Source organism: Ruegeria sp. BHSA123, assembly GCF_059613425.1.
The window spans coordinates 1-11,913 of the sequence record NZ_JBXWSL010000071.1 but is presented as its reverse complement, the minus strand read 5'-3'; the positions used below and the strand labels follow the sequence as shown (position 1 = coordinate 11,913).

Here is an 11,913-nt window from a genome sequence, read left to right as displayed (position 1 = left end):
GTCCGACCCGCCTTGAGGTCTTCCACCACGATCCGCTGGTTGGGCATGATCTGGAAGAACACATTGGCCGTCATGATGGTTGCAGTGAACGCACCCAGGTGCAAAAGCGCGGCACGACCGGTAAAAATCTGATTGTAACCCCAGGACATAGCCACCAGAATCACGAACAGCAACAGCATCAGCGCGGTGGGTTGCTCACTCAGGCGCGACTTGCACATCTGGTCGTAAAGCAGCCAGCCGATGGTCAGTGACCCGCCAGAGATCAATATCCCCTGCCACAAAGCCAGATCCGCTTTGGTCGGATCAAGCAGGAACAACTCGCCCCCGACCCAATATATGATCATGAGCAAGGCCGCACCCGAAAGCCATGTCGTATAGCTCTGCCATTTGTGCCAGGTCAGGTGCTCGGGCATACGCGCGGGTGCGACCAGATATTTGACGGTGTGATAGAACCCGCCCCCGTGCACCTCCCACTCCTCGCCATAGGCCCCTTCTGGCAAGGCAGGGTTCGGCTTAAGCATAAGGTCGAGCGCGATAAAATAGAATGACGCGCCGATCCACGCCATCGCCGTGATCACATGCAGCCAGCGGACGGAAAAGGCCATCCACTCCCACAAAACAGCCAGGTCATACATGGCGTTGCTCCTACATATCCAAGTTCTTCGGCACTCTAGGTGATAGAGTTTTCATCGGGTATTGCTACGAAAGATCAAGCAGTATCAAAAATAACAATACAATGTCAGTCTACAGGATCACGCGGCGCAACGCTCAGCTTCCGCGATAGGTCGCGTAGCTGAAAGGCGAAAGTAGTAGCGGAACATGATAATGGGCGTGTTCGGACATTCCGAACCGGATCGGAATCAAGTCCAGAAAACGCGGGCTTTCAGGCGGCACGCCACTGGCGTCGAGGTATTCGCCCGCATGAAACACCAATTCGTATTCGCCTGTCGAAAACTCGGCTTCGGGAAGGATTTGTTCATCGGTGCGACCGTCTTCGTTGGTGAGCAGAGTTTTCAGCAACGCGCGGTCTCTTCCGTTGATCCGGAACAACTCGATCTTCATCCCATTGGCAGGGCAGCCCCGTGCCGTATCCAGGACATGTGTTGTAAGGTAACCGGCCATTTGCACCTCTCGCTAAGCATCGCTGTTACTATTGCAATACCCTTGCGGCAGGCAAAGGCAGTCTGTCAAAAGACTGCTTACAGTATTTTTTGAAAAACATAGGTGATTGTTTGGGTTATTCGTCTTTTCACCAAGAGGGAAATTGATGTGACGCGGTATCCACGAGACATGACCGGCTATGGCCGGCAAGTGCCAAACGCAAACTGGCCAAACGGGGCCAAAATCGCAGTTCAGATTGTGCTGAACTATGAAGAAGGCGGCGAAAACAACGTTTTGCACGGGGATGCCGCATCCGAGGCGTTTCTTTCCGAAATCACTGGTGCGGCCCCTTGGCCGGGGCAAAGGCACTGGAACATGGAATCCATTTACGAATACGGCAGCCGCGCTGGATTCTGGCGGGTGCATCGGCTTTTACAGGACCTTCCTGTTACGGTTTATGGCGTTGCCACAGCATTGGCCCGTGCACCGGCGCAGGTTGCGGCGATGAAGGCCGCAGGCTGGGAGATTGCCAGCCATGGCCTGAAATGGGTTGAGCACAAGGACATGGATGCGGAAGAAGAACGCGTCCAGATCCGTGAGGCGATCCGGCTTCATGCCGAGGTTGTGGGCAAACCACCGCGTGGCTGGTACACGGGCCGCTGTTCGATGAACACGGTCGATCTGGCCGCCGCCGAAGGCGAGCTGGCCTATATTGCCGACAGCTATGCCGACGATTTGCCTTATTGGGTCAAGGCTGGTGGCAAGGATCAGTTGATCGTGCCTTACACAATGGATTGCAACGATATGCGGTTTGCAATTCAGGCGGGCTATACCAACGGCGAACAGTTTGAAAGCTATCTCAAGGACAGCTTCGACATGCTCTACGCCGAAGGCCAAGCGGGCGAGCCGAAGATGCTTTCGATCGGACTGCATTGCCGTCTCATCGGCCGCCCTGGTCGCGCCATGGCCCTGAAACGCGCACTCAACCACTTCAAGAAACATGACGGGGTCTGGTTTGCCACCCGCGAACAAATCGCTGATCACTGGGCGCAAACGCATCCGCCAAGTCAACGGCTGACCCCGTCGGAAATGGACCGGCCAAATTTTGTAGCTGAATTTGGCGGTGTGTTCGAACACAGCCCGTGGATTGCCCAAGCGGCCTTTGATCTGGAGCTGGGCCCCACACATGACAATGCCGCAGGTGTTCACAACGCGCTGGCGCGCGTATTCCGTTCCGCCACAACCGAGCAGCGGCTTGGCGTCCTGACAGCCCACCCTGATTTGGCAGGCAAACTTGCTGCTGCGGGACGTCTGACCAAGGAAAGCACGGCAGAACAGGCTGGGGCAGGTCTGGACATGCTGACGGATGAAGAACGTGTGACCTTCACGACCCTGAACGACGCCTACACAACCAAGTTCGGCTTTCCTTTTATCATTGCGGTCAAGGACAACACCAAAGCAAGCATTCTGGAGGCTTTTCACCGTCGGATAGATAGTGACCGAGACACCGAATTCGCTGAGGCCTGCCGTCAGGTCGAACGGATTGCCGAGTTGCGGTTGATCGAGAAATTCGCGCAATGACATCCACGCTGAAACTCCGGCCACTGACCGCCGAGGCCTTTGCGCCGTTCGGCGATGTCATCGAGGTGTCTGGGGCGGTGGACAAATACATCAATCAGGGAAAATGCGCACGATACCATGATCGCGCCCAGCTGGATTTCCATGAGGGGCGCGCAGGGATCAGCGTTTTCCAATCCCGGGCCTTCAACCTGCCTATCAAACTTGAAATGGTCGAGCGCCACCCCGACGGCAGCCAGGCCTTTCTGCCGCTTTCAGATAAACCCTTTGTCGTTGTTGTGGCGCCCGACAACGCGGGTGTGCCGGGTGAGCCTGTTGCATTCATCACCGCGCCCGGACAGGGCGTGAATTATCACCGGAACACCTGGCACGGGGTTCTGACACCGCTTCATCCCCCTGGGTTGTTCGCCGTGGTCGACCGAATAGGAAACGGGCCAAACCTTGAGGAGTATTGGTTCCAGAATGCCTACACGATCACTGAATAGGGGACATTGCCGGAAGAGGGGCCGGCCCACGTAGTTTTTTGGGAGGAAAAACGCGATGTCAGATGCAACTTTAGGGACGCCGGAGCAGCTCCGTGACCCGAACTACACCCCGCCAATTCTGAAGGCGGTTCCTTTGGGAATTCAGCACGTGCTGGCGATGTTCGTTTCCAACGTCACGCCAGCGATCATCGTTTGCGGTGCGGCGGGTTTCGGGTTTGGTTCGAACAGCCCCGATTTCCCGCAGATGATTTACATGATCCAGATGTCGATGTTCTTTGCGGGTGTTGCGACACTGTTCCAGACCATTGGGCTGGGGCCTGTTGGTGCCCGCCTGCCAATCGTGCAGGGGACGTCATTTGCCTTTATTCCGATCATGATCCCGTTGGTGGTTGGAAAGGGCGTTGATGCGATTGCCGTATTGATGGGTGGTATAGTCGTTGGCGGCCTGTTTCATGCCAGCCTTGGGTTGTTCATTGGCCGTATTCGCTTTGCGCTTCCGCCCTTGGTTACCGGTCTTGTTGTCACCATGATCGGGCTTGCGCTTGTCAAAGTCGGCATCCAGTACGCGGCAGGCGGTGTACCCGCCATCGGTACCGAAGAGTACGGCTCTGGTCTGAACTGGCTCATGGCCGGAACTGTGATTGTTGTTACTTTGGGCCTGAAGTTTTTTGCCCGTGGTATGCTGTCGGTGTCGGCGGTTCTGATTGGCCTGTTGGTCGGCTACGTGGTGGCATTCGCACTGGGTCAGGTGAATTTGGGCAATGTCGGGCGCGCGTCTCCGTTTGCCATGCCGAACCCGTTTCACTTCGGTATCGAGTTTTCATTCGCGGCGATCATTGGGTTCTGTGCGATGTCTTTCGTGTCGGCTGTTGAAACGGTCGGGGATGTGTCCGGTATCACCAAAGGGGGCGCGGGACGCGAGGCAACCGACAAGGAAATTCAGGGCGCGACTTTTGCCGATGGTCTTGGAACTGCTGTATCAGGCATCTTTGGGGCCCTGCCGAACACGTCGTTCAGTCAGAATGTCGGCCTGATCGCGATGACCGGCGTCATGAGCCGCACGGTCGTAACCATAGGTGCCCTGTTCCTGATCATATGCGGGCTTATCCCCAAGATCGGCGCGGTGATCTCGTCCGTTCCGATCGAGGTTCTGGGCGGCGGTGTGATCGTGATGTTCGGTATGGTGGTTGCAGCTGGTGTCTCGATGCTGTCGGACGTGACGTGGAACCGCCGCAACATGGTGATCTTTGCGATTTCACTCAGCCTGGGTCTGGGCTTGCAATTAGAGCCCGGCGCTTTACAGCATCTGCCCGGAACTCTCAAAGTTCTGGCGACATCCGGGATATTGCCTGCTGCTATCATTGCCATTGTCTTGAATCTGGTTCTGCCCGAAGAGCTTTCGGATGAAGCGACGGAAGAGGTGTCCGGTGGAATGGCAGGCCACGGGTTGGGCTTTATCAAACAGGACGATCACGTCTGACCGGTTCAGCCCGGAATTGTAGATGAAAAAGCGGCGCACGTAGTGCGCCGCTTTTTGGTTTCAGGCCTGGCAGGCTTGGCCCATCGCTCACATAAGAAACGCGTATTTCGACGCGACGCTTAGGCGACCACACGGGGATGCCATCAGAAATCGACCTCAATCGCGATGCCTTTCTGTACGGCCAGCTCGACAACAGACGCAGCAACCGCCAGATCCTGAAGACCTACGCCAGTGCCATCGAACAACGTGATCTGATCGTCTGATGTCCGGCCCGGGTTCGTTCCGTTGATGACCGCACCCAACTGGACCAGGTCACTTTCCCTGATCAGGCCCTGTGCCACGGCGTGTTGAGCCTCGCCAATCGAAATCGACTGTGCGATTTCATCTGTGAATACAGATGCTTTGGCCAGCAACGCCGCCTCGACTTCCTGCTTGCCCTTGGTGTCCGTTCCCATGCACGCGATATGCGTTCCGGGGCTGACATGGTTTGCCATCAGCGATGGCGCAAAAGCCGAGGTGATCGAGATTATGACATCCGCTTCGGTCATGCCATCAAGTTCGACCGCTTCAAACGGAACACCGGCTTCACTGGCGACCTTTTCAATGTTGGGCAGCATCTCGGGGTGGTAGTTCCAGCCAAGGACCTTTTCAAAGGTGTGGGTCTCCAGGGCCGAGCGTAGCTGAAAGGTTGCCTGATGCCCGGCCCCGATCATACCGATCACCCGCGCGCCCGCACGGGCAAGGTGCTTGATAGATACAGAAGAGGCCGCCGCAGTGCGTAAGGCCGTCAAAAGGTTGCCGCCAACCATCGCCGACGGTTTCCCGGTGTCAGGGTCAAAAAGAAAAACAGTGGATTGGTGATTGATCAACCCGCGCTTTTCCAGGTTGTTCGGCCAATACCCCCCGGCCTTCAGGCCCAGTGTCAGCCCGGCGCGATCAAACCCGCCTTTAAAGCCGTACAGAGCGTCCTCATGCCCGATGGCTTCGCGCACGACAGGAAAGTTATAGGCGTCCCCTGCGGCCATAGAGGCAAAGACCTGTTCGACGGCTTCAAAGGCCGCGTCGCGGGTCATGAGGTTGGCGATTTCGCGCTCGGGTACGATCAGCATGTCATTCTCCATTCGAAATTCGTGCGCCCGTGCGTTTCACCGACAAAAGCGGGCGCGCACGGGCGACTGTCCGGCCATGTTTGGCCGAAAGCTCATTCTTTGAGCAATCAGGCTCAGTACGCGCGGCCGCGGGCTGACACTGGCCACACGCATTCGACCTTGCCATTCCGGACGCCCACATACCAATCATGCACGTTTGCGGTTGGGTCACAGTGCCCCGGCACCAACTTCAGCTTGTCATTGACCTTGAGCGCCCCGCTCGGATCCATCACGACGCCATGTTCATCCGAGCATTTGATGTATTCGACATCGTCACGCCCGAAAACAACAGGCAGACCGCTATCCACCGACTGAGCCTTGAGACCCGCATCGACGATTGCCTTGTCAGCCTTGGCGTGGCTCATGACGCTGGTCAGGATGAAGAATGCGTTTTCCCATTCGCCCTGGTCGATCCGGTTGCCGTTCTTGTCCAGGATGCGACCGTAATCGGCATCCATGAACGCATAAGACCCGCATTGCAGCTCATTATACACGCCCGAGTTGGATTCGAAGTAGTATGACCCAGTACCGCCGCCCGAGACCAACTCGCACTCGATACCCTCGGCTTTAAGGCCGTCTACTGCGTCTTTGACCATCGCGATGGCAGTATCCAGTTTCTCCTTGCGTGCCTCATAGCTGTCGAGGTGTTGCATTGCGCCCTGATAGGCCTGAATTCCGCTGAATTTCAGGTTGTCAGCAGCCTCAACCGCCTTGGCGATTTCAATCACTTCGGGTGTCGTTGTGACCCCGCACCGACCTGCGCCGCAATCGATTTCCACGAAGACTTCCAGCTGTGTTCCATGCCGGACTGCCGCCGCCGAAAGGTCAGCGACGTTTTCCAGATCGTCGACACATACAATAATGCGGCTGCCCAGTTTTGGCAGGCGTGCGAGGCGGTCAATTTTGGCCGGGTCACGCACCTGGTTCGAAACCAGAACGTCCTTGATCCCACCGCGAACGAATACTTCGGCCTCGGAAACTTTCTGGCAGCAGACACCGACGGCACCACCGATTTTCTCTTGCAGCTTGGCCACGTCGACCGACTTGTGCATTTTACCATGCACGCGGTGACGCATCCCGTGCGCCTTGGCATAATCGCCCATCTTCCTGATATTGCGCTCAAGCGCGTCGAGATCCAAAATCAGGCTGGGTGTCTGGATATCTGCTTCGTCCATGCCAGGTTTGGCCGGAATGTCGTAACCTACTTCGAACTGGTCGAGAGTGCTCATATCTTTCATCTCCGTAATCCTATACCGGGATTGTTTTTTGTTGGGGTATATTCAGGCGTTCATCCAGGGCAGCCGGTCCAGATCGACATTGCCACCTGTAACAATCAGTCCGACACGCTTGCCCTTGAATGCGTCCGGGTTCTTGAGAACCGTGGCCAGCGGAACGGCCGAAGATGGCTCCATCACAATCCGCAGGTGCTTCCATGTCAGTTTCATCGCATCGATGATCTCCTGCTCGGAGGCAGTGTAAATTTCTGAAACGTGGTTCGATACGAAATGCCAGGTGAGATCCTTCAGCGGAACCAGCAACCCGTCAGCAATAGTCTTTGGAGCATCATCCGCGATGATATGACCGGCCTTGAAGCTGCGATAGGCGTCGTCTGCCTGTTCGGGTTCTGCCGCGATGACCGCTGTTTCTGGGGCCAGATTGGACAGGGTCAAACAGGTTCCAGACACCATGCCACCACCGCCGATTGGCGCAACGACCGCGTCCAGACCGTCGGTCTGCTCGATAAACTCTCGCGAACAGGTGCCTTGCCCGGCGATGACCCGAGGATCGTTGTAGGGATGAACAAAGTCACCGCCCGTAGCCGCCTGAACCTCGGCAAATGTCGCTTCGCGCGACGAGGTGGAGGGTTCGCATTCTGTAATCTTCCCTCCATAACGGCGGACCGTATCCTTCTTTGCCTGCGGCGCTGTCCGAGGCATGACCACGTTGCAGGGAATGCCCCGTTTCATCGCCGCATAAGACAGGCACGAGGCGTGATTGCCCGAAGAATGGGTGGCGACACCTTTTTCAGCCTGTTTCTCATCCAGCCCAAAAACCGCATTCGCAGCACCTCGTACTTTGAAAGCGCCCGGTTCCTGAAAGTTTTCGCACTTGAAGAACAGCTGCGCGCCTGACAGTTCATTGAGAAAGTCCGAAGTTCGCACCGGGGTGCGGCGGATATAGGGTTTGATCCGGTCATGCGCCGCAAGCATGTCTTCATAGGTTGGGATATACATTGTGCAATCCTTCATCATGCCGCGTTCTTCTGAACGGAACCGGGATGGCCGCGATAGTATTCCTGTGCGGCGGCAACTCCAGACCCCAGGTCGATGTTCAGTCCCAGGTCAACCATGCACATCTCGGCAGTGGCGATCCCGGACAGAGCCATGACATCCGTCAGGCTGCCCAGATGCCCGATCCGGAACACCTTGCCCGCGACCTCACCAAGGCCCACGCCAAAGGCAACGCCGTATTTTTCAGCTGCGTGCGTGACAATATCCGTCGCGTTGAAGCCGTTCGGCGTACGGATTGCGCTTACGGTATCGGAATAGACCGCCGGGCTGCTGGCACAAAGCTCCAGCCCCCACGCCCCCACAGCGGCACGGACCCCTTCCGCAATCCGGTGGTGCCGGGCAAAAACGTTCTCCAGACCTTCATTCAGCAGCATAGAGCAGGCTTGATTGAGGCCATTCATCAACCCGACAGCGGGTGTATAGGGGTAAGCATTGTTGGCGTATCCCTTGGTCATGTCCCGGACATCAAAGAATGTGCGGGGCAGAGTGCCGGTTTTGGTTGCTTCCATCGCTTTCCGGCTGAAACCGACGATGGCAAGGCCAGCGGGCAACATGAAACCCTTCTGCGACCCCGTAACGGCAACATCCACGCCCCATTCATCAAACCGGAAATCCATCGACGCGATTGATGAGACACCATCAACAAACAGCAGGGCCGGGTGTTGCGCGGCAGTCAGCGCCTTGCGCACAGCAGCGATATCCGACTTCACACCAGTTGCCGTCTCGTTATGCGTCGCTAGAACAACCTTGATCTCGTGGCTTTTGTCGGCGGCAAGGATTTCTTCGTACCGGTCAGCCGGCAGCCCATCGCCCCACGGGGTTTCGACGATCTCAACATTCAGCCCATGGCGCTGGCACATATCGATCCATCGATGGCTGAACATGCCGTTGCGGGCCGCCAGAACCTTGTCACCGGCGGACAGCGTATTGGTTAGGGCGGTTTCCCAGCCCCCGGTTCCGGTCGACGGGAAAATGAAGACTTCGGCGCTGTCGCTTTTCAGAATGTCCCGCACACCCGCGCGCGCAGGATGCAGGATTTGCCCGAACAATGGCGAACGATGGTCGATCGTGGGCATATCGCAGGCTTTGCGCAGGCTTTCCGGGATGTTCGTCGGGCCCGGGATGAAAACGGGGTTTTGAAAGCTCATGGATGGTCTCCTTCCGTCCTTGCCAGCACAATAAGTTTCATCAACCCGATTGGAAATTTTTTTGAAAACGCATTTCAGAATTCGTGATAAGAGATTTAACTTATAGTTGTCAGTGAGTTATATTTTTCATATCCTGAAATAGTCTTTCATAAATGTTCAGAGGGTTTTTATGGAATTGCAAGACAATGACCCGAAACTCCGTCGCAAAGCCCGGGGAAGACCGCGGGGGTGGGACGACAAAACCGCGCAGAATACGATCAAATCACTGGATCGGGCGATGGAGGTTTTCGAATATCTGAGCCAGGCGCAAGGCAAAGCTCTTACTGAACTTTCAGATGAAATGCGTCAGGCACCGGCCACCGTTTATCGCATCCTCGTGACGTTACAGGGCAGGGGTCTGGTCGAGTTCGACCATGAAGAACAGGTTTGGCACATTGGCCCGCAGGCGTTTGTGATCGGCTCGCGGTTTTTGCGTCGTACCAGTCTGGTGGAACGGGCAAGGCCGATCATGCGCAAATTGATGGAAACCACGGGTGAAACCGCCAATCTGGGAGTTGAGAAAGAAGGTCTGGTGCTGTTCCTGAGCCAGGTTGAAACACATGAAAGTATCCGGGCGTTTTTTCCGCCCGGTACATTGTCACCCATGCACGCGTCGGGCATCGGAAAAGCGTTATTGGCCCACATGGACGAAGACAGATTGAACCGAAGGTTGGCCTCAGCGAATTTACAGGCTTTTACGGATCAGTCGATTACCGGCGCTGAGGCGTTGAAGAAAGATCTTGCAGCAATCAGATTGCGGGGTTTTTCCGTGGATAACGAAGAAAAGACTACGGGTATGCGATGCATTGCAGCACCCGTTTTCGATATCAACAGAGAGGCGGTCGCGGGGCTTTCAGTGTCCGGGCCAACCAGTCGCGTCGGAGCGGCCGAAATCGAACGGCTGAGCCGCCCGGTGATGGAAGCAGCGCGCCAGTTGACGCTGGCTATTGGTGGGACAGTTTTGCCACCGCAACCCTAAGGCTTTGCCGCCAGATTGCGGCGAACGCTGACCCCGGATCCGCTTGCCGCGCCACAACACCAACGCGCTGAGACGCGCATTGTGCACAGACAAACTCAACAGCAGAACAGGCGTGACTCTTACCGGTTATCTGATTTTCAGCTCCCCCTATTACTGTGCGACTTTTTGTTTGTGTTTGTTGAACTGTTGGTCGAAGAGGTTTTTGAAGGGGCCGTTTTTCTGCATGAGTTGGTCGAGGTTTCCCTGTTCGGCGATAGCGCCGTCCTGGATGACGATGATCTTGTCTGCCTCCAGCACGGTTGACAGGCGGTGGGCGATGACGATGACGGTGACATCCTGTGTCAGGGCGTCCAGCGCCTCTTTGACCAGCGATTCCGATTCCGCGTCCAGCGCGCTTGTGGCCTCGTCCAGCAGCAGGATCTCGGCCTTGCGCAGAATGGCACGGGCAATCGCGATGCGCTGTTTCTGGCCGCCCGACAGAAAGGTTCCGTTCTCGCCCACCGGGGTCTCATAGCCCTGCGGCAGGTCGGTGATGAACTGATGCGCATGTGCGGCCCGGGCTGCCGCGATCACCTCTTCGTCGCTCGCATCGGGCGCCGAGCAGCGCAGGTTGTCCATCACCGAGGCCGAGAACAGGAACGTATCCTGACCGACATACGAGATTTTCCGCCGCAGCGAGGCAAAGCTGACATCCCTCAGGTCCCGGCCATCGATCTCGACGCTGCCCTGATCGGGGTCGTAAAACCGCATGATCAGGCCAAACAACGTGGATTTGCCACCACCGGACTGGCCGACAAGGGCGGTGGTTTTCCCGGCCTCGAAAGTGGCGCTCATGTTGTCGATCACCGGCACCGTGCCCTGATAGCCAAAGGTCACATTGCGCAGCGTGATCTGTCCGGGGCCGTCACTCAGGTCACGGGCCCGGGGGCTTTCCACCATCGTGTCCTCCTGATCCAGCAGGCTGAACAACAGGCCGACCCCGACCATGCAGGTTTCAATCTGGACCCGCATCCTGGACAGGCGCTTGGCAGGTTCATAGGCCATCAGCAAAGCGGTGATGAAGGACATCAGCTGACCCGCGGTCGGCTGTTCGGCACCCGCGATACCCATCGTGCTGACAATGAGAACCCCGGCAACCGCCAGACCGGCCAGAAACTCCATCAGCGGGCTGGCAATGGCCTGCAGCCGGGCGATGTCGTTCGAGCGCTGTTCGACCTTCCGGATCGCGGTCTCCATTCGGTCGATCATGCGATCTTCAAGCGCAAACACCTTGATCACCTTGATCCCCGCCGAGGTCTCCTGCAGCACCCGGATGATCTCTGCCAGCGATTTGAACTCGGCCTGCATGATCGAGCGGACGCTTTTCAGCAGATACCGCACCCCCAGCAGGGCAATCGGGCCCACCACAAAGAACATCACCGACAGGACCGGCTGCTGATACACCATGACCACAATCAGGCCGACCAGGGTCAGGGCATCGCGGACAAACCCGGTGACCAGAACATCGATCAGGCTCCGGGCCGATTGCGCGCCATTGGTCGTGCGCATCAGCAGATCCGACGATTCAGTGGTCGAGAAGAACGACACTCCGTGCCGGACCAGCTTGCGGTACAGCTTCTCCTGCTGCTGAGCCACAATCCGGTTGCCCGCGCGTGCCAGAAAAA

11 protein-coding genes are annotated in these 11,913 nt (G+C 56.9%); 4 read left to right on the top strand and 7 right to left on the bottom strand.

Going from position 1 to position 11,913, the window contains the following annotated elements; translation table 11 throughout:
• The coding region (locus AC2FNC_RS18165) for a urate hydroxylase PuuD (RefSeq protein WP_496716161.1) at window positions 1–635 on the bottom strand (635 nt) is incomplete at its 3' end.
• A gap of 133 nt (window positions 636–768) precedes the next feature.
• The gene (gene uraH, locus AC2FNC_RS18160) at window positions 769–1,122 is read right to left on the bottom strand and encodes a hydroxyisourate hydrolase (RefSeq protein WP_496716160.1); all 354 of its coding nucleotides are present in this window, start codon (window positions 1,120–1,122) and stop codon (window positions 769–771) included.
• A gap of 147 nt (window positions 1,123–1,269) precedes the next feature.
• On the opposite strand from uraH, the gene puuE reads away from it, so the two are divergent.
• Genes puuE through AC2FNC_RS18145 form a run of 3 tightly spaced genes read left to right on the top strand, consistent with a single transcriptional unit; the run spans window position 1,270 to window position 4,644 of the window.
• Complete coding sequence (gene puuE / locus AC2FNC_RS18155; RefSeq protein ID WP_480555164.1) at window positions 1,270–2,682, top strand: allantoinase PuuE; 1,413 nt, start codon at window positions 1,270–1,272, stop codon at window positions 2,680–2,682.
• Window positions 2,679–3,164 carry an ureidoglycolate lyase gene (locus AC2FNC_RS18150; protein ID WP_480478180.1) on the top strand — a complete coding sequence of 162 codons (486 nt, stop codon included), beginning with the start codon at window positions 2,679–2,681 and terminating at the stop codon, window positions 3,162–3,164. Before puuE ends, AC2FNC_RS18150 begins: the two co-directional genes overlap by 4 nt.
• A gap of 55 nt (window positions 3,165–3,219) precedes the next feature.
• Window positions 3,220–4,644 (top strand): uracil-xanthine permease family protein, encoded by a 1,425-nt coding sequence (locus AC2FNC_RS18145; RefSeq protein ID WP_480477003.1) that lies wholly within the window; start codon window positions 3,220–3,222, stop codon window positions 4,642–4,644.
• A 143-nt stretch (window positions 4,645–4,787) separates the two neighbouring features.
• Here AC2FNC_RS18145 and bhcD read toward each other — a convergent pair whose 3' ends face one another.
• The 4 genes from bhcD to bhcA all read right to left on the bottom strand — a co-directional run bounded on the left by bhcD (window position 4,788) and on the right by bhcA (window position 9,231).
• Entirely contained in the window at window positions 4,788–5,753 is a 966-nt protein-coding gene (gene bhcD, locus AC2FNC_RS18140; RefSeq protein WP_480496106.1) for an iminosuccinate reductase BhcD, read from the bottom strand.
• 113 nt (window positions 5,754–5,866) lie between these two features.
• The gene (bhcC, locus tag AC2FNC_RS18135; protein WP_480555163.1) at window positions 5,867–7,030 is read right to left on the bottom strand and encodes a 3-hydroxy-D-aspartate aldolase BhcC; all 1,164 of its coding nucleotides are present in this window, start codon (window positions 7,028–7,030) and stop codon (window positions 5,867–5,869) included.
• Between the two features lie 42 nt (window positions 7,031–7,072).
• Window positions 7,073–8,041, bottom strand: coding sequence for a beta-hydroxyaspartate dehydratase BhcB (bhcB, locus tag AC2FNC_RS18130; protein ID WP_480496144.1), 969 nt, complete (start codon window positions 8,039–8,041; stop codon window positions 7,073–7,075).
• Window positions 8,041–9,231 carry an L-aspartate--glyoxylate aminotransferase BhcA gene (gene bhcA, locus AC2FNC_RS18125; protein WP_480521256.1) on the bottom strand — a complete coding sequence of 397 codons (1,191 nt, stop codon included), beginning with the start codon at window positions 9,229–9,231 and terminating at the stop codon, window positions 8,041–8,043. The genes bhcB and bhcA overlap by 1 nt, the downstream gene beginning before the upstream one ends.
• Window positions 9,232–9,400: 169 nt before the next feature.
• Between bhcA and bhcR the strand changes: the two genes are divergently transcribed.
• A complete protein-coding gene (gene bhcR, locus AC2FNC_RS18120) occupies window positions 9,401–10,249 on the top strand; it encodes an HTH-type transcriptional regulator BhcR (protein ID WP_480521258.1) in 849 nt (282 codons plus the stop codon).
• Window positions 10,250–10,399: 150 nt separating this feature from the next.
• Here the strand turns inward: bhcR and AC2FNC_RS18115 are convergent.
• A partial coding sequence (locus AC2FNC_RS18115) for an ABC transporter ATP-binding protein (RefSeq protein WP_496716157.1) occupies window positions 10,400–11,913 on the bottom strand: 1,514 nt, incomplete at its 5' end.